The following is a 22,526-nucleotide window of genomic DNA, read 5'->3' as shown; positions in this document are numbered from 1 at the left end:
AAACCCCCGCCTACCGCCTCAACCAGCTACTTCTCGAAGCAAAAACCCCCGCGTTGCCCTGACCACTTGACTTTGCCGCCGGAATCGGGCCGAAACTCACGGCTCGGCGAGCAACCGGGGCCCCCGACGTCGGGCTGGTTCGGGCGCGCCGCGCTCATCCGGTGACCGGCCTCGATGCGCTGGCCCCAGAAGGTTCCGGCAATGATGAGGATCGCCCCGAGAGCGCCCACCAGGCCGAGTGTTTCGCTGCCGAGCGACACTCCCACGAGCACCGCCCAGATCGGTTCGGTGCCCATGAGCAGGCTGGCCCTGGCCGCCGAGGTGCGGCGAATCGCCCACATCTGGGCCAGAAACGCGAACACGCTGCAGGCCAGGCCCAGGTAGAGCACGCCGATCCAGGCGGCTACATCAAAAGTCGAAATCGCCGCGACCAGTCCGGCAACGTCGAATGCCGTGAACACGACCGCGCCGACGAGCGCCTGGAGCAGGGTAAGGGTGATGGTGCTGTCGCTCCGGCCGCGAGTGAGGTGGCCCATCATGGTCACGTGCAGGGATCGCACGAGTGCCGCCGCCAGAATGAGCAAGTCGCCCACATTCGGCTCGGCGAATCCGTTGCCCGAGACCAGCAGGGCGACGCCGACGACCGCGAGCACCGCGGCCACAAAGAACGGGCGCGGCAGCCAGCGCCGGGCCGCGACCGACTCCAGCACCGGTGTGACGATGATGGTGAGGCTGATGATGAGCCCGGCATTCGTGGCGGAGGTGAACGCGACTCCCTGAGTTTCCAGCCACAGGATGCTCGCCTGCGTCACCCCGAGGAGCAGCCCTAGCCCGAGCGCTCGCCGCGTTGGAAGCCGTTCGCGCCGCACGACCCAGACGATCAGCAGTGCCAGGGCCGCCACCAGAAACCGCAGGGCGAGCACGGCCGACACGCTCGCCTGCTCGGTGAGCACCTTCGCGCTCAGATAGCTGCCACCCCAGACCGCGGCCACGAGCAGCAGCACGAGGTCGACGCGGTACCGCCCGAGAGCGTGCGGCAGGCGCGTACGTCGGTTAAAGACTGTGATCATGGGGCAATGCTGCTCGGCGACATCCGCGTTAGGCCGACAGGTCAAACCCGGTAGGACGGATGCCCCAGCGCACGACCCACTGCTCCCCCGGCTCCAGCCAGTGCAGGCCCGCACCGGAATTGAAGGCATCGGCGGGCGCCGTCATGGGTTCGATGGCGATCGCCTGGCCGCGAATCGGCTCGGCGCCGGCGGTGCTCACCGGAAAGATGCGCGGTGTGAACACCTGCACGTAGCGCATGTTCTCGTCGCCCCAGAGGGTGACGCGGCGGCCATCCGCTGCGGTGAGGGTGTGTTCGCCAGCACTTCCAACCCCGCCAAACCCATCGTCAAGATCGAGGTCGCCGACCGCGATGCCCGCGCGAAGGTCAAACCGGGTGTCGTCGACCGGGGTCTCGCCGGTCGGGTTGAGGCGGTCGTCCACGTCGAGGTGGGTCGCGGCATCCACTCTCACGACGAGGTCGCCGGTCGGTACGTCGCCAATTTTCAGATACGGATGCGCCCCCACGGCCACCGGCGCGGCCTCGGCGCCAACGTTGGTCACCCGGTGCGTCACGTTCAGGCCCTCGGCGGTGAGGGCGTAGGTCACCTCGGTCTCGAGGTGGAACGGATAGCCGGACTGGGGGAAGACGGTGGCGCCGAGCGTCACCGAGTCGCTCTGCCGGGACAGTTCACGATAGGCGGCAAAACGCAGCAGCCCGTGGATGGCGTTCTGCCGGGTCGGCTCGGTGAGCGCCAGTTGACGTTTGATGCCGTTCTGAGTCCACTGACCGTCACGAATGCGGTTGGGCCAGGGCACGAGGACGATTCCGGCTGCCATCGGTGGCTGCACGAACTCGTCGAAGGTCTCGACCAGGTCTATGCCATTCACGGAATATGCCCGCAGACCGGCCGCCACCTCCGTCACGACCGCTCGGGTCGTTCCGCTCGGTGTCTGCAGGGTCAGGTCATATTGAATTCCGGTGGGTGCGCGCATCCGATCAGCCTATGGCCGCGGCTGCGCCGCTTGGGCGAGCAAAACGCAGAGCCCGCCCTCGCGCAGCGCTTTCAGTGCTCCAGCGTCGGCAGCGGCATCGGTAATCAGGGTGTGGAAAGCGCTCAGCGGGCCGACCCGACCGAGGTGCACCTGGCCGAGCTTGGAACGATCAGCCACGACGATCACCCGCTCCGCCGCGGCGAGCATGAGCGCCTTGACCCCCGCCTCTGGGAGGTTGATGTTGGTCACGCCGCCGTCCAGATCGACGCCGTTGCAACCGATAAAGGCCAGGTCCGCGTGAATCTGGCTCAGCACCAGGCCGGCGAGCGGATCGACCAGGGAGTGCTGCAGCGGCCTCAGCGACCCGCCGGTGACGATCACGGTAAATCGGGGGATGGCCTTTTCCAGTTCGAGGGCGATGCTGAGCCCATTGGTGATGATGACCACGTCGTGCAGGTCTTCTCGCGCAACCAGGGCGCGGGCGATGGCGTGGGTTGTCGTGCCGACGTCAAGAATCACGCTCTGCCCGCTCTGCACGAGGGCAGCCGCGATCTGGGCAATCTGCTGTTTAGGAACAACGGATGCTCCGAGCGCCTCCTCGAACGAGGGCTCACGTTCGGCCCGTTGACCCGCGCCCGGGGACTGGGCCGGCACCGCTCCGCCGTGTACGCGCCGCACGCCACCCTGAAGCTCGAGGGCATCGAGGTCGGCCCTGGCGGTCACACCGGAAATGCCAAAGGCGCTGCGCAGCTCGCTCACCCGCACAAACCCGCGTTCGTCAACGAGTTGCTGTGCTTGCTCCCGACGAACGTGTGCGGGAAGTGGATCGGGTAGCGGGCTGCGCGTCTCGTCGTTCTCGATCATTCCCCCAGTATCACTTACTTATTTTTACTTTTCAATACGAAATATTATGGTTTCGCTTGCGCAAATTTGATATTGTGGCAGTGCCATGACGAACTCAAAGCCCCGCCTCCCCCACTTTGTCGTCGACGAGACCATAGCCCGGCAATCCAGCACCCTGGCCGACGGTCGCGACCTTATCTATTTCGACGACCCCAACACCACCTTGTCGCCCGATCGCGCCCCCGATCTGCGGGAGCCCAGCGAACGCGCGACCACCGCGACGATGCGTCAGGACCCCCTCACCGGGGAATGGGTCTCGATCGCCGCCAACCGCCAAAACCGGGTTTTCCTCCCGCCGGCCACGCAAGACCCGCTCGCACCGCAGTCGCCAGGTAATGCGTCGGAGATCCCGAGCAATTACGACGTAGCCGTGTTTGAGAACAAGTCCCCGTCGTTTGGTCCACTGGTAGCGGATGCTCCCACGGATCTGGCCGATCTCGACCGCATCGGTATCGGTCGCACCCGCCGGTCCGTCGGCCGCTGCGAAGTGGTCTGCTTCAGCCCCGAAAACGAGGGATCCTTTGCGAGCCTGTCGGCAACCAGAGCTCGAACCGTGATCGAAGCCTGGGCCGAACGCACCCACGTACTGTCGCAGCTGCCGGGTATTGAACAAGTATTCCCGTTTGAGAATAGAGGCGAGCAGATCGGGGTGACCCTGCGGCATCCGCACGGCCAGATCTACTCCTACCCCTACGTCACCCCCCGAACGCAGCGCCTGGCCGACTCGCTCGAGAGCTATGGGCCCACCCTGTTCGCCGATATTCTGGCCAGCGAACAGGCCAGCGACCGGGTGATTCTCCGCGGCGAACACTGGACCGCGTTCGTGCCGTTCGCCGCGCGCTGGCCCATCGAAGTGCACATGCTTCCGCACCGCCAGGTACCCGACTTTGCAGAGACCACCCTCGCCGAACGCGACGAGCTGGCCGTGTTGTACCGTCGGCTGCTGCGCGGCATCGATGCGATCTACTCAACCCCGACTCCCTATATCGCCGCCTGGCATCAAGCACCGGTTCGGGTGCATCGCACGGACATCCGTCTAATGCTTCAGCTGACCAGCCCGAGGCGTGCCGAGGACAAGCTCAAGTTCCTCGCTGGCTCGGAGGCAGCGATGGGTGCTTGGATCGGCGATGTCACTCCAGAGGATGCCGCGGCCACGATTCGCGCAGCCGTCGCGCGAGCCGCCGAGGCGGACGCTGCCAACGAAACTGACGGAACACCCTCGTGAATGATCTGGATCGCGCCGCCCAGGCCGACTTCGCGAACCGCTTCAATCGCACCGCGACCGGACTGTGGTCGGCGCCCGGTCGAGTGAATCTGATCGGTGAGCACACCGATTACAACGACGGATTCGTGCTGCCTCTCGCCATCGACCGGCGCACCGTCGTTGCGCTGGCGACGAGGACCGACCGGGTTATTCGCGTGGCCAGTTCTTTCGCCGCCGAGACCGTCGCTGTGTCGCTCGACGAACTGGTTCTCGAAAACCTGAACGGCTGGTCGGCCTACCCGCTCGGCGTAGCCTGGGCGCTGGGACAGTTCGGAGCAGACCTCGCTGTTCTGCCGGGGTTCGACATCTATGTCGACTCCGATGTGCCGGTCGGGGCCGGACTCTCCTCATCGGCCGCGCTCGAATGCGCCGTCGCGGTCGCCCTCAACGAGGTCTGGGGCCTGAACCTCGATCGGCCGACCCTGGCACGGGTCGGCCAGCTCGCCGAGAACCGCGTCGTGGGCGCCCCAACAGGCATCATGGACCAGTCGGCGTCACTGCTCGGCCAGGTCGACGCGGCCGTGTTTCTGGACTGCCGGAGCCTCGCGGCCGAGGTGATCCCGCTCGGACTCAACCCGGCCGGCCTGGAACTGCTGATCATCGACACCCGGGTCAGCCACTCGCACGCAACGGGCGGTTACGCCGCGCGCCGCGCGTCCTGCGAGGCCGGCGCCCGCATCATGGGGGTGCCCGCCCTGCGCGATCTCAGCGTCGACGATCTCCCCCGAGCGCAGGCGCTGCTCGACGACGAAACCTTTCGCCGGGTGCGCCACATCGTCACCGAGAATCAGCGCGTACTCGACACCGTGCAGACCCTGCGAGTGAGCGGATGCGCCGCGATCGGCGATCTGCTCGATGCCTCGCACCGGTCGATGCGGGACGACTTCGAGATTTCAGCGCCGGAGCTCGACCTCGCCGTGGTCACCGCACGGGCGGCCGGCGCGATCGGTGCGCGCATGACCGGTGGCGGTTTCGGCGGCGCGGCCATCGCCCTGACTCCGACTGAATTCGTGCCCGCCGTACAGGCCGCCGTTCTCGCCGCCTTCGCCGCCCACGGCTTCACCACCCCCGACCTGTTCGTGGTGCACGCCGCCGATGGAGCCGCCCGCGACGGCAGTCCGCTCAACTAGCGGAACGAGCGCGGCGCTGACCCGGCGCCGCGGTGCTGTCGCGCACCACCAGGACCGGCTGGATGACCGGGATCAGCTCCGCGGGCTCGCCGCCCATCAGCCGCAGCACCCGGTCCACCGCCAGCCGGCCGACCTCGTTGAAGTCGAGCCGAACGGTCGTGAGGCCAGGTTGAAAATAGCGGGCCTCGCTCATGTCATCGAAGCCGACGACGCTCACGTCGCCGGGCACGTCGATCCCTCGTTCGGTGAGGGCTTTAATGACTCCGAGCGCCATCGCGTCGTTGGCCACCAGGACCGCGGTGATCGTGGGATCCTCGGCAATGGCCACTCCGGCCCGGTAGCCGGAATCGGCTGTCCAATCCTCGGTGCAGAACTCGGGATTGACCGTTCGGTGGCGCCGCGCGAGTTCGGACAGCCATCCGGCGCGCCGTGCCTCCGAAGCCATCCAGCCGGGTGGCCCGCCGACGTGCCAGACCGTGTCGTGCCCCAGATCAAGCAGGTGCCGGGTCGCCAGCTGTGCTCCCAGCGCATCGTCCATCGACACCGCCGTCGAACTCGCGGGTGAACCCTGCTCGAACCGTACGATCGCCACCTCGGGATCCAGCCCCAGCAATACCGGGGCGGCGGCCGTCATCGGCGCGAGCACGATGATCCCATCGACCGCATCGGCGACGAGCGTATCGAGCGCGGTACGGATGCCGGCCGAATCGACCCGGGGAATGGTCACCAGACTGGTCGTATAGCCGTTGCGCCGCGCCTCTTCGGCAACACCGAAGAGCACCAGGGCGGAACCGTGCACTGGAAGGGAATGGGACACCACACCCAGATTCATGGATCGGTTCGTGGCCAGGGCATGTGCGGCCCAATTGCGGTTGTACCGCAACTGCGCAATGGCCCGTTCGACGCGGTCCCGCACCTCGGCGCCCACGTTGCTGTGCCCGTTGACGACCCGGGAGACGGTTTGTTGTGACACCCCGGCGAGTTTCGCAACGTCGATCATGCGTACGCTCTGACCGCGCGGCCGAGGTTCCCTAGCCATGCGACTCCTCCCCTCCGAGGCGACAACCCCGGTCGCCCCATGTTAGCGCACCATGAATAGCGTCAGAAGGGCTCGAAAACCAAGCCGAACAGTCCTCTGACCAATTGTCGATCAGCGAAACCAGGGTAGAAATTGTCAATTGACAGGAAGTGATAGTGCGCTAACATTCAGTAATCGTGATCGGTCATCGACGGCGAGTATCTCGCGCACGTGACCGATCGCATCCGCATGCCGCCAAGGGAGTCGATCAGTGAGCACGACCGCAGAGCAATCGCGCGCAGACGCACCAGCCGGGACCGAGTCCTACGTCATCGGCATCGATTACGGAACACTATCCGGCCGCGCGGTCGTCGTGCGCGTCTCGGACGGCGCCGAACTCGGCTCGGCCGTGCTCGACTATCCCCACGCGGTCATGGACACCACCCTCCAGGCTACGGGCGCGAAGCTGCCACCGGAGTGGGCCCTGCAGGTTCCCCAGGACTACGTTGCCGTGCTGAAGAGCGCCGTTCCGGCAGCACTAGCCAGTGCGGGAATCGACCCGGCCCGGGTCATCGGCATCGGCACCGATTTCACCGCCTGCACGATGGTTCCGGTCATCACCGACGGTACCCCGCTCAACGAGCTGCCGGAGTACGCCGACCGTCCGCACGCCTACGTCAAGCTGTGGAAGCACCATTCTGCGCAGCCCCAGGCCGACCGCATCAACGATCTCGCTACCTCGTGCGACGAAAGCTGGCTGCCCCGCTATGGTGGGCTCATCTCCAGCGAATGGGAATTCGCCAAGGGATTGCAGCTCCTCGAGGAAGATCCCGAGTTATACGAGCGCATGGACCACTGGGTCGAGGCCGCGGACTGGATCGTCTGGCAGCTCACCGGCCGGTATGTGCGCAACGCCTGCACCGCCGGCTACAAGGGAATCTTGCAGGACGGCGAGTACCCGAGTGAGGAATTTCTCGGGGCGCTCAATCCGGCTTTCTCCCGGTTCGCCCTCGACAAGGTGACCCACGAGATCGGCCAACTGGGAGCATCCGCCGGCACCCTCACGGCCGAAGCCGCGGCCTGGACGGGACTACCCGAGGGTATTCACGTCAGCGTCGGCAACGTCGATGCGCACGTCACGGCACCGGCCGCGCGCGCCGTGAACCCAGGCCAGATGGTAGCCATTATGGGCACGAGCACCTGCCACGTCATGAATTCGGATCGACTCGCCGAGGTACCCGGCATGTGCGGCGTCGTTGACGGTGGCATCGTCTCCGGGCTGTACGGGTACGAAGCCGGCCAGTCCGGCGTGGGCGACATCTTCGCCTGGTATGTCAACAACCAGGTTCCCGAACGGTACTTTGCCGCGGCGGAGGCTGCGGGCCTGAGCGTGCACCAGTATCTGACCGAACTGATCAAGGACCAGCCGGTCGGCGGGCACGGCCTGATCGCCCTCGACTGGCACAGCGGCAACCGTTCGGTACTCGTGGACCATGAGCTCTCCGGCCTCGTGCTCGGCACGACGCTCACCACCCGACCGGAGGAGGTCTACCGCGCCCTGCTCGAAGCCACGGCGTTCGGCGCCCGCACCATCGTGGAAACTTTCAACGCCAGCGGAGTGCCGGTGACCGAGTTCATCGTGGCCGGCGGACTGCTCAAGAATGCGTTCCTCATGCAGACCTACAGTGACATTCTGCGGATGCCCATCTCCACGATTGACAGCGAGCAGGGGCCTGCACTCGGCTCCGCCATCCACGCCGCCGTGGCCGCCGGCGCGTATCCGGACGTGCGCGCGGCGGGCGAGGCCATGGGCAAGCTCAACCAGAACGTGTACACGCCCGATGCCGAGTCGGCCACGGCCTACGACCAGCTCTTCGCCGAGTATTCTCTGCTGCACGACTACTTCGGCCGCGGCGCAAACGACGTCATGCACCGGCTCAAGGGCCTCAAACGCGACGCCGGCGCGGCGGCGTGACCACCTGCCTCGACGCCGCAATCACCTCACACTTCAACCGCTAGCAGCACAAGGAGCACTCAACCCATGCCTTCTCTCACCACGACCCTCGATCACGTAGAAGTCTGGTTTCTCACCGGCAGCCAGAACCTCTACGGCGAGGAGACGCTGCGGCAGGTCGCCGATCAGTCCAGAGCCATCGCCGACGCGCTCGGCGCGACCAGCGATATCCCGGTGAAAATCGTGTGGAAACCGGTGCTCAAGGACTCCGAATCGATCCGCCGGGCGGCACTCGACGCGAACTCCGACGACGCGGTGATCGGCCTGATCGCCTGGATGCACACCTTCTCGCCCGCGAAGATGTGGATCTCCGGGCTCGACGCTCTGACCAAACCGCTGCTGCACCTGCACACTCAGGCCAACGTGGAGCTGCCCTGGAGCGAGATCGACTTCGACTTCATGAACCTCAACCAGGCCGCCCACGGCGACCGTGAGTTCGGCTATATCCAGACCCGGCTCGGGGTATCCCGCAAGACCGTCGTCGGCCACGTCTCCAACCCGGCCGTGACTCGCACCATCGGCACCTGGACCCGCGCTGCCGCCGGCTGGGCGGCGAGCCGCAGCATGAAACTCGCCCGGTTCGGCGACAACATGCGCTACGTCGCCGTCACCGAGGGCGACAAGACCGAGGCCGAATTGCGCTTCGGGGTGCAGGTGAACACCTGGCCGGTCAATGAACTCGCCGAGGCAGTGCACGCGGCAACGGATGCCGAGATCACCGCCCTGATCGCCGAGTATGAAGAGCGCTACGACGTCGTTCCCGAATTGCGCACCGGCGGCGAACGCCACGAGTCGCTCCGCTACGGCGCCGCGATCGAGATCGGGCTCAAGTCCTTTCTCGAGGCCGGCGGCTTCAGCGCCTTCACCACGAGCTTCGAAGACCTCGGCGCGCTTCGCCAGCTGCCCGGCCTTGCCGTGCAACGACTGATGGAGCAGGGCTACGGCTTCGCCGGGGAGGGCGACTGGAAGACGGCCATCCTCGTGCGCGTGGCCAATGTAATGGGCGCCGGTCTCCCCGGCGGCGCGAGCCTCATGGAGGATTACACCTACGACCTCACCCCCGGGGCCGAACTCATCCTCGGCGCTCACATGCTCGAGGTCAACCCGGCGCTGGCGACCGAGAAGCCGACCCTCGAGATCCACCCGCTCGGCATCGGTGGCCGCGAGGATCCCGTACGCCTCGTCTTCAACGCTGCCCCCGGCACCGCGGTCGTGGTCGCGATGAGCGACATGCGCGACCGGTTCCGTCTCATCGCGAACGTCGTCGAGGTGGTCGAGCCCACCGAGGCACTCCCGAAACTCCCGGTCGGTCGCGCCGTCTGGCGTCCGGAGCCCGACTTCGCCACCTCAGCCGCAGCCTGGCTAACCGCCGGCGCCGCCCACCACACCGTCATGTCGACGGCCGTCGGCATCGATGCCTTCCAGGACTTCGCCGAGATCGCGCGCACGGAGCTCCTCGTGATCGACAAGTCCACCACCCTGCGCGACTTCACCCGCGAGGTGCGCTGGAACCAGGCCTACTATCGGCTGGCGCAGGGCATCTGATCCCGCCGGGCCGAGTTCGGTCCCGAACTCGGCCGCCAGCGGCCCTCGCGATCGGCCTCCCNTCGGCCGCCAGCGGCCCTCGCGATCGGCCTCCCCAATTCCGGGGCGGGCCGCCTGCGCGTTGCGACGAGCGCGGGCCGCTGCCGGTCGCCGGCTCACCGCACGGGCTCGCTGCCTCCCTGCCGCTGCGCCTCCCGGCCCCGCCTGCCTTGGTACCCGGCCGCCCCCGCTGCCCCGCTCTCTCGCCGCCCCCCCTGCCGCACTGCCTGCCCGGCCGCTCCCACTCCCCGCTGCCTGCCTCGCAGTCTCACTGCCTCGCCGCCTCGCCGCCTCGCCGCCCCGGGCTAGGCTGACGCGTATGACTGCTGACAGCGCCGCCCGAATCATCGTCCTGCCGAATACGCCGGCCCCGAGCATCGCCGAGAGCGCGTTCGTCGCTCCGGGCGCGGTGATCGTGGGCAATGTCACCCTCGCCGACCGGGCCAGCGTGTGGTACAACTCCGTGCTGCGCGCCGAACTGGAGCCGATCACGATCGGGGCCGGCTCGAACCTGCAGGACAACGTCTCCTGCCACGTCGACACCGACTTTCCGCTCACCCTCGGCACCGGCGTCTCGGTCGGGCACGGCGCCGTGCTGCACGGCTGCACGATCGAAGACAATGTACTGGTCGGTATGTCCGCGACCATTCTCAACGGCGCCGTCATCGGCACCGGATCCCTCGTCGCTGCCGGAGCCGTCGTGCTCGGCGGAACCGTGGTGCCGCCCGGATCCCTCGTGGCCGGCGTTCCCGCCAAGGTTCGACGCCCGCTGACCGACGACGAGATCGACAGCATCCGTCACAATGCGCAGAACTATTTGGAACACACCGAGTTGCACCGCGCCGCCCTCGCCCAGCCGTAACAAAACGGATGCCCCGCGCGGCCGCTACTGCCGGTAAATAGGCGACGCGCCGTACGAGGCGCACGACGGCAACGGCGTGTAGCGAAACTCACCGTCGTTAGCTACGGCCGGCCGAACCGTCGGCAGAGTCGCTACGCGGGCAGCGTTCACCGCGGCCCGCCGAGCCTCGTGGCCGCGCCGCTACGCGAGCAGCGACTGCTCGGCGGCCTTGACCACGTTCGAGACCAGCATCGCGCGGGTCATCGGGCCGACGCCACGCGGATTCGGCGACAGGTGCCCGGCGACCGCGGCAACATCGGGATGTACGTCACCGGTCAGACGGCCTTTGCCGGTGACTTCGTTGTGCACGCGGGTGATTCCCACGTCCAGGACGGCGGCGCCCGGCTTGATCCAGTCGGCCTGGATCAGGTGCGGCACTCCGACTGCGGCCACGACGATATCGGCACGGCGCACCTCACCGGCGAGGTCGACGGTCCGCGAGTGCGTCAGGGTGACGGTCGCATCGAGGCCCTTGCGGGTGAACAGCAGGCCAAGCGGGCGACCGACGGTGAGGCCGCGACCGACCACGACGACCTTCTTGCCCACGATCGGCACGTCGTAGCGGCGCAGCAGCTCGACGATTCCGGCCGGGGTGCACGGCAGCGGGGAGCGCAGTTCGCCCTCGATCCCGAGCACCAAACGCCCGAGGTTGGTCGGGTGCAGGCCGTCGGCATCCTTCGACGGATCGATCAGTTCGAGCATCGCGTTCTCGTTGTGGCCGACCGGAAGCGGCAGCTGAATGATGTAGCCGGTCACCTCGCGGCTGTTGTTAAGATCCTTGATGGCGGCACGCACGTCGGCACTGGTCGCCGAGCCGGGCAGGTCGATGCGAATCGATTCGATGCCAACCTCGGCGCAGTCGCTGTGCTTGCCGGCGACGTAGGTCTTTGAGCCGGGATCATTGCCGACCAGCAGGGTGGCCAGTCCGGGCACGACACCGTGCGCGCGCAGAGCCACGATGCGATCGCGAAGCTCAGCCTTGATATCAGACGCGGTCTTGACGCCGTCGAGTGTGATTGCCGTCATTTGCGGTTCCCTACTGTTGTGGTTCAGATCGGTATTGTCGTCCAGGTCACTCGGTCGGGGCCCGGGCCCCGTTCGCGGGCCCAGGTTATAACGTGGGCCCAGGGACGGGGCCCAGGCCCCGGACAAAGGTGCGGCGGGGGTGCATCGCGCTGGTCACTCGCAGGCGGGCACGAGATGACGGATGCTGCCGGCCAGGCCGGCCGGCAGCATCCGTTCTCGAAGGAGCTACTGCTCCAGCCCGGAGTACAGCGGGAACGCCTGCGTGAGCGCTCCGACGCGGGTGCGGAGCGCGGCGATGTCGGCGCCGGGCTTGAGTGCCGCGGCGATGACGTCGGCAACCTCGGTGAACTCGGCGTCGCCGAATCCGCGGGTGGCCAGGGCCGGCGTGCCGATACGTAGGCCCGACGTGACCATCGGCGGGCGCGGGTCGAACGGAACGGAGTTGCGGTTCACCGTGATGCCCACCTCGTGCAGGGCATCCTCGGCCTGCTGGCCGTTGATCTCGGAGTGGCGTAGGTCGGCGAGCACGAGGTGCACGTCGGTTCCGCCGGTGAGCACGTCGATGCCGTGCTCGCGCGAGTCATCAGCGGTCAGGCGCTCGGCGAGGATTCGGGCACCGCGCAGGGTACGCTCCTGACGTTCCTTGAACTCAGGCTCGCCGGCGAGCTTGAACGCGGTCGCCTTGGCGGCGATCACGTGCATCAGCGGGCCGCCCTGCTGGCCGGGGAACACGTTGGAATTGAGTTTCTTGGCCAGGGTCATGTCCCGCGAGAGGATGAAGCCCGAGCGCGGGCCGGCGAGGGTCTTGTGCACGGTGCTCGACACGACGTCGGCGTAGGGCACGGGCGAGGGGTGCAGGCCGGCGGCGACGAGCCCGGCGAAGTGGGCCATATCCACCCAGAGCAGCGCGCCGACCTCGTCGGCGATGGCGCGGAAAGCTTCGAAGTCGAGGTGACGCGGGTAGGCAGACCAGCCGGCGATAATGACCTTCGGCTTGCTCTCGAGTGCCTTGTCGCGCACGACATTCATGTCGACGCGGAAGGTCTCCGGGTCGACTCCATAGGCGACCGGGTTGTACAGCTTGCCGGAGAAGTTGAGCTTCATACCGTGGGTGAGATGGCCGCCGTGGGCCAGCTCGAGACCGAGGATGGTGTCGCCGGGGGTGGCGATGGCGGAGAGGACTGCGGCGTTCGCTGTGGCGCCGGAGTGCGGCTGCACGTTCGCGTAGGCGGCTCCGAACAGGCTCTTGGCCCGGTCGATGGCGAGCTGCTCGGCGACGTCGACGTACTCGCAGCCGCCGTAGTAGCGGCGTCCAGGGTAGCCCTCGGCGTACTTGTTGGTGAGCACGGAGCCCTGCGACTGCAGCACGGCGCGCGGAACGAAGTTCTCGCTCGCGATCATTTCGAGGTAGTCGCGCTGGCGGCCGAGCTCCTGCTCGAGCACAGCGGCGATCTCGGGGTCAACGACCGAGAGCGGTTCGTTGAAGGTCGACTTCAAGACGGTAGCGGAATCAGGCACGGAGTTCTCCTTATATATGGATGTTGCGGCCCAGGCGTGCGGCCACTAACCGTGTCAGTCGCTCCCCAATGGTGACCCATCTTCGTGCTACGCCAGTTGCGACTCGACCATTATATCAGCGGATGCCGCCGCGCGCGTCTTTTCGTGGCGCTGGTCGGCGCGGCTCCGGTCGCGCGGCACTCGGCAGCCTCGCGGGCACCGCTAGCTCGGGGCGCCACGACCGCTAATGAGTGCCGCGAGCCACGCTGGGGCGAGCGGGCCGGGTCAGCGGGCAGCGCGGCGATCGCGCAGCTCGTCAACGATGAGCAGGTCGGGCCGCAGGTGCTCGGTCTCGTAGGCGGCCCGACCCACGAGGTGCGCGGCCATCGGCGCGGTCAGCGCCTGAAACACCACGATGGCGACCACGAGGGTGACGGTGCCGACCGAGAAATTGTTGATCGCGACATCCGCTGTCACGGCCATGAGCCCGAAGATCTGCGGCTTGGTCGCGGCGTGCAGTCGAGACAGAACGTCGGGAAAGCGAATCAGCCCTATTCCGGCGGCGAGGCACATCGCAGCGCCGGCGAGCACCAGAATAGCCGTCAGCACGTCGTGCAACAGGGCGCTCATGCGCTGTCCCTGGCCGGCAGAAAGCGGGCGACGCTGAGCGATCCGAGCACCGCGAACAGCGCCAGCACGAGCAGCACCGGCAGGGTGTCGGTGTGCCGGTTGAGCGCCATCTCCGCGGCGAGGGCGCAAATGATCGTCGCGACCAGCACATCGGAGGCGATGACCCGGTCCAGCACGCTCGGGCCGACGACGATACGGTAGACGGCCAGGAGCGCGCCGACCGCGAACATGATCGACGCGACGACGGCCACAATCTGCAACATCATGAGGTTCCCTTCAGGCGAGATGCGCGCCGATCTGCGGGCCGCACCCCGCGCATCCGTTCAACGTCTTCGCTTGAGCCGAACCCGCGCACGATGCGTCGCTCGGTGTCCAGCACCCGGCGGCGAAAACTCTCGATATCGCGAGCGCTCTGCATATTGAGCACGTGCAGGTAGAGGATCGACGATTCCCGGTCGATGTCGACCACGATCGAGCCGGGAACGATCGACGTGGCCACGGCGGTCCAGGTGAGAATGAGGTCGCTGCGGGTGCGCAGTCGAATCTCCAGAATGGCGTTCGACGTGACCAGCCGCGGCTTCACGGCCAGCCAGGACACGTCGATCGAGGCGCGCACAATGTCCAGGATCAGTCGCACGAAGAATACGACGGTGTGCAGCGGATGCAGCCGCCCACTCAGCTGCACCGGCACCAGATAAAACGCCACGGTAACGACGATGCCAACGACGAGCGCGACGAGCAGATTGAGCCAGGAGAATTCGCCCCAGAGCAGCATCCACAGCACGATCAGGGCGATCAACGGCGGAATCTGGTTGCCGACGGCGCCCCGCCGTTCGCGCGGCGTGGTCATCGGGAACCCTCCTCGAAGTTGGTGCCCACGTTGCTATCTTCGATTGAACCGGTACCGTTCGGGAACACGGCATCAATGTAGGTCGACGGCGAGCTGATATTGGCGGCAGCCCGGGTGGCCAGGGCGAAGATCGGCCCGGCGAACACCGTCAGCCCCAGTGTCAGCACGAGCATGGAGGTGGTCGCGCCGACCATGAGCGGCGAGATCGTCTTCTTCAGCACGAGCCCAGCGTCCTGCGGGTCTTCCACGAGCTGCGCCGACATTGACGAGGTGTAGTCCTTCACCTGTTTCTTCGGCCGCCAGAACGCCAGGTTCCAAGCCCGGGCGAGGGCGTAGAGAGTCAGCAGCGAGGTGAGCGCGCCGACCCCGATCAGCACGTAGATGAGCGGGTCGGCCACGATCGTGCCGGCCTGAAACAGGGCGATCTTGCCGAGAAAACCGGAGAACGGCGGGATTCCGCCGAGGTTGAGCGCGCCGAGAAAGAACAAAATGGCCACCAGCGGCGACGATTTCAGCAGCCCGCCGAGCCGCGACAGCGAGGTGGTTCCGCCGACCCGATCGATCAGCCCGGCGGCCAGAAACAGGGTCGTCTGCACGGTGATGTGGTGCACGACGTAGAAGATGGTCGCGGCGATGGCGAGCGGGGTGCCGATCGCGATCCCGAACAGCATGTAGCCGATGTGACTGACCAGGGTGAACGACAGCAGCCGTTTGACATCGGCCTGGGCGAGCGCGCCCAAAATGCCCACCAGCAGGGTCAGCGCGGCGACGACCATGAGCGGCGTCGAGAACTGATTGTCGGGAAAGAACAACGTCTGGGTGCGCAGAATCGCGTACACCCCGACCTTGGTGAGCAGCCCGGCGAAGACCGCCGTGACCGGGGCGGGCGCGGTCGGGTAGGAGTCCGGCAGCCAGAACGACATCGGAAAGACCGCGGCCTTCACCCCGAAGGCGATCAGCAGCAACAGACCGAGAATCAGCTGAATATCGGCGGGGAGATCGGGCATCCGCTCGGCGATGAGGGCGAGGGTGACCGTGCCGGTGGCGCCGTAGATGAGGGCGATCGCGCTGAGGAACAGCAGGGACGACACCAGGCTCACCACGATGTAGGTGATACCCACCCGGATGCGCGCTCCCGTACCGCCAAGGGTCAGCAGCACATAGCTGGCCGAGAGCAGCATCTCGAAACCGACGTACATGGTGAACAGGTCGCCGGCGACGAAGGCGTTGAACAGGCCGGCGGCCAGCACGAGGTAGGTCGGGTGAAAGATCGAGACCGGCGTTTCGAGGTCACCGTCGATGATGCCCTGGCCGACGGCGAACAGCAGCACGCCGAGCAGCATGAGCGCCGAGATGAGCAGCATGATCGCCGACAGTCGGTCGACGACGAGCACGATGCCCCACGGCGCGTCCCAGCCGCCGACCTGCACCACGGCCGGTCCGTGCCGGTCGACCAGGACCAGCAGTACGGCGCTCATCACGGTCGCCGCCCCGAGGCTGAGAACGCTCACGAGAACCTGCAGGCGGCGGCGCTGGCCGAGCATCAGGGCGACCGCCGCACCGAGCAGCGGCAGGCAGACGATCAGGGGAACCAGGGCGGTCATCGCGCGTTCCTCTCGTCTGAAGCGGATGCGCCGGCGCGGCCGGCAGCATCCGCTTTCGACGTGTCTTCATCGCTGGTGGCGCCGTCGCCGCGCTCGAACTCGTCGATGGACTCGGCGATGGCGTCGTCATCGTCGGAGGAGGAACGGAAGGTGGCGTCGGCGTCGCCGGCACTTTCGGTGGCGTGCTCGTCGGTAAGGGTGTCGCCCTCGTCGCCGAGCTGGGCCAGCCACCAGGACCGGTAGATGAGGGCGAGCAGCAGCGCGGTGATGCCGAAGTTGATCACGATCGCGGTGAGCATGAGCACCTGCGGAATCGGGTCGACCATGTCCTGAACGCTCGTGCCGGTGACGATCGGCGAGCTGCCGGGACGTCCGCTCATGATGAAGATGAGCAGGTTGGTGGCGTTGCCGACCAGCAGAAATCCGATCAGCACCCGGGTAAGGCTGCGTTCGAGCATGACGTAGACGCCGGCCGCGTACATGACGGCCATGACGATGACGAGGGTGAGGGAGGCGCTCATCGCGTGCCTCCTCCGTTCGGGATCTCGTGCAGGGGATGGATGTTCAGCCCTGCAGCCGTGTCGGTCGAGGGCTCGGCCGGGGCAGCTGTGTCATCGGGCGCGGGCCGCGGGCCGATTTCGTCGTTCTCGCTCTGCCGATCGATCTCGCTGCCGAGGCTGCGCAGAATGTCGTAGGTCAGGCCGATCACGACGAGGTAGACGCCGATATCGAAGATGGTCGAGGTGCCAAAGGACAGGTCACCGAGTACGGGCACTGTGGCGGTGAAGTAGGCCGATTCGAGGGGGATCCCGTCGAAGAACAGCGAGACGACAGCCATGCCCACGGCGAGGATGACGCCGAGGCCGAGGATCTTGCCCGGGTCGATCGGTGCGGCTTCGCTGAGTTCGTAACGCCCCCCGGCAAGGTAGCGAGCCACCAGGGCGAGGCCGGCGAGCAGCCCGCCAGCGAAACCGCCGCCGGGCAGGTTGTGGCCGGCGAAGAGCAGGTAGATCGACACGATCATGGCCGGGTGGAACAGCAATCGCACGAGCACTTCGATCAGGATCGACCGGTTGCGCGGGTCGTTCTTGCGCCCGGCGAGCAGGAACGCCTGCCGGGTGACGGCGTGCCCCTCGCTGGACAGCTCCGGGTCGGCCACGATGCGGCGCCGGTTGGCGCCCGCGCGCAGGCTGCGGGATTCCTTCAGGCGCGGCAGGACCGAGTAGCGGCCGGAGACGAACAGCAGGCTCGCGACACCGGTCGCGACGACGATGAGCACGGACACCTCGCCCATGGTGTCCCAGGCGCGAATGTCGACGAGCATCACGTTGACGATATTGTCGCCGTGCCCGTCGTCGACCGAGAGGCGCGGCAGGGCTCCGGCGATGCTCGCAAAGTCGCGGGCGCCGAGGGCGATGAAACCGATCGTGCCCATGACCAGGCCGACCAGGCTGCCGATCAGCAGGCGGCGTTTGCGGCGCACCGGTTTGTTGTGCTGGGCGATGTTCGCCGGCAGGCGGCGCAGCACGAGCACGAAGATCACCAGGGTGATCGATTCGACCAGGGCCTGGGTCAGGGCGAGGTCGGGCGCACCATGAAAGGCGAACAGGGCGACGAGGCCGTAGCCGGTGACGCCGGCGAGGATGACCGCGGTCATCCGCTGCCCGACCCGAGCCGCCATCACCGCGCAAATGGCCATGATCAGGGCAATCAATACCTGGCCTGGATAGTCCCAGAGCACGATCGTTCCGGGCCAGGTACGGTTGACGAACGCTGCGAAGCCGAGGGCGACCACGAACACGCTGAGAATCGTGCCGAGGTACTGCGGCAGCCCGCCCTGCTGGGCGAAGTGGGTGACCCGGGCGGCGACCCGGTCGACACTGCGGATGGCCTTACCATAGCCGCGGCTGGCGTCGATAACGTCGGGCACCTTCGCCTGCAATTTCGACACTCCTCGGCGCGCCCGGAACAGCAGCGCACCGAGCAGTAGAACGACGGCGCTGAGATACAGCGCCGGCTCGAACCCGTGCCAGAGCGCGAGATGGTAAGGCGGCTCGGTGATGCTGCCAGCGCCCGGCACGGTGTCGGCGTAGGGCGCGAGCAGCGGGTCGAGCAGCGCGGCGAACAGGCCGAGTCCAATCGTCGCGACGGTGAGCACGCCGGGGGCGAGCAGGGTGTCCCACGGGCTCGCGTGCAGCACGGTGTCCGGCTGTTCCCTGCGCGTTCCAAACGCACCCCAGAAGAAACGGATGCTGTAGGCCACCGTCAGCACGGATCCAACGGCCGTGCCGATGAGGGCCGCGTAGCCCCAGCCGGATCCCCCGACGCCGGCATCGAACAGCGAGGTGAAGACGGCTTCCTTGGCGACGAAACCGAACAACGGGGGCAGCCCGGCCATCGACGCGACGGCAACGAGCGCGATCAGCGCGAGCGCCGGGGCGCTGCGGCCGACGCCGCTCAGTTTGCGCCAGTCCCGGGTGCCGGCGCGGTGGTCGATCACGCCGACGACGAGAAAGAGGGTGGCCTTGTAGAGGGCGTGCGCGAGCAGCAGGGCGGCCCCGGCGAGCGCGGTGTCGCGGGTATTGAATCCGATCGCGATCATGAGAAAGCCGAGCTGGCTGACCGTGCCATAGGCGAGCAGCAGCTTGAGGTCGTACTGGCGCAGCGCACGCCAGGCCCCGACGACCATGGTCCAGACGCCAAGCGTGACCAGCACCGGCAGCCAGCCAGCGCTGTCGGCGTAGCCGGGAGCGAGCCGGGCGACGATGTAGATGCCGGCCTTGACCATCGCGGCGGCGTGCAGATAGGCGCTGACCGGGGTGGGTGCGGCCATCGCGGCGGGCAGCCAGAAGTGGAACGGCACGAGCGCACTCTTGGAGAGCGCCCCGACCAGGATGAGCAGAATCGCCCAGGTACCCATCGTGCTGGTCACCGGGTTGGCGACGATATAGGCCAGGCTCGTGGTGCCGGAGGCGACCGAGATCATCACGACGCCCACGAGCATGACCAGGCCGCCGAAGGTCGTCACGATCAGGGCTTGCAGGGCAGCGCCGCGACTCTCCCGTTTATGGGTGTAATGCCCGATCAGCAGGTAGGAGAGCACGCTGGTGATCTCCCAGAACATGAACATGATCACCAGGTCGTCTGCGGTGACCAGGCCGTACATGGTGCCGGCGAAGGCCAGCAGCAGCGCCGCGAACCGGCCGAGACTCGGTTCGTCGTCGGTAAAGTAACGCGCGCAATAGATCAGTACGAGGGCACCGACGCCGGTGACCACGAGGGCGAGCAGCCAGGCCAGGGTATCGACCCGTAAGGAGAGGCTGATGCCGAGCTGCGGAATCCACGGAATGGACTGGGTCACGGCCCCACCCGCGGTGACCGTGGCGGTCTGGGTGAGCGTGTACGCAAACGCTCCGGCCGGCAGCAGGGCGATCAGGTAGAAGACGCGGGTGCCGACGCGCCGGGTGAGCCACGGCGTGAGCACCGAGAGAACGACAAACGCGAGGAGGAATTGAACCATGCGGCCTCCAGGCTTGTCAGGTCGGGGTGTGAAGGTCTAGTCTACCCGCCGACAAGGGACGGTCTGCCGTCGGCGCCGCAAACGTGCAGCGGTCGCCTCCGGTGCGGTCCCCGTCCTGCACGAAGTCAGAGTGATGAAAACGTCAGGAGCGGCGGCTGCCGACCAGGTCGGTGACGACCACGAGCGTGAGCGCGATGACGAGCAAACCCACGTAGACCAGCGGCACGAATTCGAGCCCGACGGTCTCGATCAGCACCGCGCCGAGCAGCGCGCCGCCACCGATTCCAGCGTTGAATGCGGTGGTATAGAAGGCGGAGGCGGTGTCGCGAATCTCCGGGGACGCAGCGTGCAGCATTCGGGTCTGCATCAACGGTGGCAAGGTTCCGAAGGCCATTCCCCAGAGCACGAAAGCGGCGAGTGCGACCGGCAGAGTGGCACTGAACAGGGCGAGCAGGGTGACGCTCACAGCGCTGGCCGCCAGACCGAGCACGAGGCCGAGCGTCGGACGCGGACCAAAGACGGTGCCGACGAGCAGCAGCCCGATCGCCCCGGCGACACCGTAGGCGAAGAGCAGCGGTGCCAGCTGGCTCGCGGCGACGCCGAGACCGTCGAGCAGAAACGGCGCGATGTAGGTGTAGAAGCTGTAGTGGCCGACCATGGTGATGCCGGTGATGAAGCAGATCAGCACGACAGCGGGAATGGTTGCGTCGCGGCGACCGCCCTGGGGAGCGGATGCGGCGGCATCCGTTGTGGACGTGCTTGTGGAATGCCGGGCGACCGGGGGCAGGAACTTCCAGACCAGGGCGGCGCCGATCAGCATGAGCACGCCGAGGGCGACGAAGGAGAGGCGCCAACCGAGCAGGTGGCCGGCCGCGGTACCGAGCGGCACACCGAACACGAAGGCGAGCGTTCCGCCAGCGACGGTGATCGACACGGCGCGGCCGATTTGCGCCTTGGGCACGAGGTGGGCGGCGTAGGCACCGACCACCGACCAGAACAGGCCGTGGGCGACGCCGCCGAGCACCCGCGCCGCGACGACCAGCTCGTAGGTCGGCGCGATGGCGGTGAGCACGCTACTGAGCGCGAAGATGACGAGCACGATGATGATGAGTCCGTGCCGCGGAAACCGGCGGGTCAGGATCGCGACGGGCGCGCTCGTGACGACGACGGTGAACGCAAACCACGACACGAGCAGGCCAATCTGGCTCTCGGTGACGTTCAGGCTCTCGCTCATCTCCGGCAGCAGGCCGGTCGGCAGCATCTCGGAGGTGACCGACAGAAAAACGGCGGCGGCGAGGGTGATCAGGCCAACCCAGGGGAACGGCTGCGTGGCCTTCGCGGCAGGGGTGCGCGGCACGGTGGGCAGAAAGATGTTGGCGGTATTGGTCATGGATGCACTCATACTGGTGGCTCGGCGGGCGTCCGGTCGTTCGCACCGGAGCCGGCTGCGCGCCGACGTGCGCGCCCGGGGCCGGCTTGTTCAGCGCGACCACGTCGAGTGTACCGGACGGTGCCGGCGGGTCAACTGGGCGGGAAGGCGGCCAGTGCGTCGGGATCGAGCATGGCTCGGGCACACTCGATCGCTCGGGCCGGGGCTGCAGGTCAGCAGCATCCGCTCGCCGGCCCGGTATTCTGGTCGGATGACTTCTCCGCATCACTGGGTAATCACGCTGGTCTGTGCCGATCAGCCCGGAATCGTGCACGCCGTCACCGGCGCGATCGTGCAGGCGCACGGCAATATCTCGGAGAGCCAGCAATTCTCCAACGCCGACACCGGACGATTTTTCATCCGCCTGCAGGTGCAGTCCCCGGTGACCCGACCCGAACTCGAGGCGGCGCTCGCCCCGGTGATCGAGCGCTATGCGATGGCGTCGATCGTCGATGTCGTGGGGCGCCCGCTGCGCACGCTCGTGCTCGCGTCCTCGGCCGGGCACTGCGTCAATGATCTGCTGTTTCGCCAGCGCGGCGGCCAGCTTCCGGTGGAGATTCCGCTCGTGCTGAGCAATCACGGCACCCTGCGCGACCTGGTCGGGTTCTATGGCGTGCCGTTCGAATCACTGCCCATAACGGATGCGGCCAGCAAGGCCGACTTTGAAACTCGCGTCATCGAGGCGGTCGACGAACTCGATATCGAACTCGTCGTGCTCGCCCGCTACATGCAGATCCTCTCGCCGGAGCTGTGCGCACGGCTGGGCGGGCGCGCCATCAACATTCACCACTCATTTCTGCCCGGTTTCAAGGGTGCCAACCCGTACCGCCAGGCGCATGCCCGCGGCGTCAAGCTCATCGGCGCGACCGCACACTTCGTGACCGGCGACCTCGACGAAGGACCGATCATCGAGCAAAACGTCGTGCGCGTCGACCACTCTCGCACTCCGGCCGAGCTGGTGTCGATCGGGCAGGACGAGGAGAGCCGCACGCTGACCCAGGCGGTGAAGTGGTTCGCCGAGAACCGGGTGCTGCTCGACGGTGCCCGCACGATCATCTTCAAGTAGCCGGGGACGGGGCCCAGGCCCGGCCCGGCCTGAACCACCCAGCACCC

18 protein-coding genes, 1 pseudogene and 1 riboswitch are annotated in these 22,526 nt (G+C 67.0%); of the genes and pseudogenes, 6 read left to right on the top strand and 13 right to left on the bottom strand.

Annotated elements, in window-relative coordinates; genetic code table 11:
• Positions 1 to 26: 26 nt before the first annotated feature.
• Genes CXY80_RS08780 through CXY80_RS08770 form a run of 3 tightly spaced genes read right to left on the bottom strand, consistent with a single transcriptional unit; the run spans position 27 to position 2,907 of the window.
• Positions 27 to 1,070: a DMT family transporter gene (locus CXY80_RS08780; RefSeq protein ID WP_104132263.1), complete on the bottom strand. Its 1,044-nt coding sequence runs from the start codon at positions 1,068 to 1,070 to the stop codon at positions 27 to 29.
• A 28-nt stretch (positions 1,071 to 1,098) separates the two neighbouring features.
• The gene (locus tag CXY80_RS08775; RefSeq protein WP_092449664.1) at positions 1,099 to 2,043 is read right to left on the bottom strand and encodes an aldose 1-epimerase family protein; all 945 of its coding nucleotides are present in this window, start codon (positions 2,041 to 2,043) and stop codon (positions 1,099 to 1,101) included.
• Between the two features lie 9 nt (positions 2,044 to 2,052).
• Positions 2,053 to 2,907: a DeoR/GlpR family DNA-binding transcription regulator gene (locus CXY80_RS08770; RefSeq protein ID WP_104132262.1), complete on the bottom strand. Its 855-nt coding sequence runs from the start codon at positions 2,905 to 2,907 to the stop codon at positions 2,053 to 2,055.
• A gap of 85 nt (positions 2,908 to 2,992) precedes the next feature.
• On the opposite strand from CXY80_RS08770, the gene galT reads away from it, so the two are divergent.
• On the top strand, positions 2,993 to 4,171 hold the full coding sequence (gene galT, locus CXY80_RS08765; RefSeq protein WP_092449660.1) for a galactose-1-phosphate uridylyltransferase: 1,179 nt from the start codon (positions 2,993 to 2,995) through the stop codon (positions 4,169 to 4,171).
• The gene (galK, locus tag CXY80_RS08760) at positions 4,168 to 5,340 is read left to right on the top strand and encodes a galactokinase (protein ID WP_104132261.1); all 1,173 of its coding nucleotides are present in this window, start codon (positions 4,168 to 4,170) and stop codon (positions 5,338 to 5,340) included. The genes galT and galK overlap by 4 nt, the downstream gene beginning before the upstream one ends.
• Here the strand turns inward: galK and CXY80_RS08755 are convergent.
• Complete coding sequence (locus tag CXY80_RS08755; protein WP_369828665.1) at positions 5,333 to 6,379, bottom strand: LacI family DNA-binding transcriptional regulator; 1,047 nt, start codon at positions 6,377 to 6,379, stop codon at positions 5,333 to 5,335. The genes galK and CXY80_RS08755 overlap by 8 nt on opposite strands.
• Before the next feature lie 250 nt (positions 6,380 to 6,629).
• Here CXY80_RS08755 and araB point away from each other — a divergent pair, with 250 nt between their 5' ends.
• From araB to CXY80_RS08740, 3 genes are all read left to right on the top strand, one after another.
• Positions 6,630 to 8,333 (top strand): ribulokinase, encoded by a 1,704-nt coding sequence (gene araB / locus CXY80_RS08750; protein WP_104132259.1) that lies wholly within the window; start codon positions 6,630 to 6,632, stop codon positions 8,331 to 8,333.
• A 66-nt stretch (positions 8,334 to 8,399) separates the two neighbouring features.
• The gene (gene araA, locus CXY80_RS08745) at positions 8,400 to 9,917 is read left to right on the top strand and encodes an L-arabinose isomerase (RefSeq protein WP_104132258.1); all 1,518 of its coding nucleotides are present in this window, start codon (positions 8,400 to 8,402) and stop codon (positions 9,915 to 9,917) included.
• 358 nt (positions 9,918 to 10,275) lie between these two features.
• Positions 10,276 to 10,818: a gamma carbonic anhydrase family protein gene (locus tag CXY80_RS08740; protein ID WP_092449650.1), complete on the top strand. Its 543-nt coding sequence runs from the start codon at positions 10,276 to 10,278 to the stop codon at positions 10,816 to 10,818.
• A gap of 163 nt (positions 10,819 to 10,981) precedes the next feature.
• On the opposite strand, the pseudogene CXY80_RS08735 reads toward CXY80_RS08740, so the two are convergent.
• The 9 genes and pseudogenes from CXY80_RS08735 to CXY80_RS08695 form a co-directional block, all read right to left on the bottom strand.
• Positions 10,982 to 11,883 (bottom strand): annotated as a pseudogene (locus tag CXY80_RS08735) (bifunctional methylenetetrahydrofolate dehydrogenase/methenyltetrahydrofolate cyclohydrolase); the annotation flags it as partial.
• 225 nt (positions 11,884 to 12,108) lie between these two features.
• Positions 12,109 to 13,401, bottom strand: coding sequence for a serine hydroxymethyltransferase (gene glyA, locus CXY80_RS08730; protein ID WP_304466172.1), 1,293 nt, complete (start codon positions 13,399 to 13,401; stop codon positions 12,109 to 12,111).
• 21 nt (positions 13,402 to 13,422) lie between these two features.
• Positions 13,423 to 13,511, bottom strand: a riboswitch (ZMP/ZTP riboswitch).
• Positions 13,512 to 13,665: 154 nt separating this feature from the next.
• On the bottom strand, positions 13,666 to 14,010 hold the full coding sequence (mnhG, locus tag CXY80_RS08725; protein ID WP_092449645.1) for a monovalent cation/H(+) antiporter subunit G: 345 nt from the start codon (positions 14,008 to 14,010) through the stop codon (positions 13,666 to 13,668).
• Positions 14,007 to 14,276: a monovalent cation/H+ antiporter complex subunit F gene (locus CXY80_RS08720; RefSeq protein ID WP_233195173.1), complete on the bottom strand. Its 270-nt coding sequence runs from the start codon at positions 14,274 to 14,276 to the stop codon at positions 14,007 to 14,009. The genes mnhG and CXY80_RS08720 overlap by 4 nt, the downstream gene beginning before the upstream one ends.
• Positions 14,273 to 14,860 (bottom strand): Na+/H+ antiporter subunit E, encoded by a 588-nt coding sequence (locus CXY80_RS08715; RefSeq protein WP_104132257.1) that lies wholly within the window; start codon positions 14,858 to 14,860, stop codon positions 14,273 to 14,275. The genes CXY80_RS08720 and CXY80_RS08715 overlap by 4 nt, the downstream gene beginning before the upstream one ends.
• Positions 14,857 to 16,464 (bottom strand): Na+/H+ antiporter subunit D, encoded by a 1,608-nt coding sequence (locus tag CXY80_RS08710; RefSeq protein ID WP_104132256.1) that lies wholly within the window; start codon positions 16,462 to 16,464, stop codon positions 14,857 to 14,859. Before CXY80_RS08710 ends, CXY80_RS08715 begins: the two co-directional genes overlap by 4 nt.
• Entirely contained in the window at positions 16,461 to 16,985 is a 525-nt protein-coding gene (locus CXY80_RS08705; RefSeq protein WP_092449639.1) for a sodium:proton antiporter, read from the bottom strand. Before CXY80_RS08705 ends, CXY80_RS08710 begins: the two co-directional genes overlap by 4 nt.
• A complete protein-coding gene (locus CXY80_RS08700) occupies positions 16,982 to 19,984 on the bottom strand; it encodes a Na+/H+ antiporter subunit A (RefSeq protein ID WP_104132255.1) in 3,003 nt (1,000 codons plus the stop codon). The genes CXY80_RS08705 and CXY80_RS08700 overlap by 4 nt, the downstream gene beginning before the upstream one ends.
• A gap of 142 nt (positions 19,985 to 20,126) precedes the next feature.
• A complete protein-coding gene (locus CXY80_RS08695) occupies positions 20,127 to 21,374 on the bottom strand; it encodes an MFS transporter (RefSeq protein ID WP_104132254.1) in 1,248 nt (415 codons plus the stop codon).
• Positions 21,375 to 21,624: 250 nt separating this feature from the next.
• On the opposite strand from CXY80_RS08695, the gene purU reads away from it, so the two are divergent.
• The gene (purU, locus tag CXY80_RS08690) at positions 21,625 to 22,479 is read left to right on the top strand and encodes a formyltetrahydrofolate deformylase (protein ID WP_092449632.1); all 855 of its coding nucleotides are present in this window, start codon (positions 21,625 to 21,627) and stop codon (positions 22,477 to 22,479) included.
• The last annotated feature ends 47 nt before the right edge of the window (positions 22,480 to 22,526 follow it).

It is taken from the genome of Cryobacterium sp. M91 (genome assembly GCF_002929615.1).
GTDB lineage: Bacteria > Actinomycetota > Actinomycetes > Actinomycetales > Microbacteriaceae > Cryobacterium > Cryobacterium levicorallinum.
The sequence above is the reverse complement of the archived record's forward strand: the minus strand, read 5'-3'. Positions and strand labels throughout refer to the sequence as shown.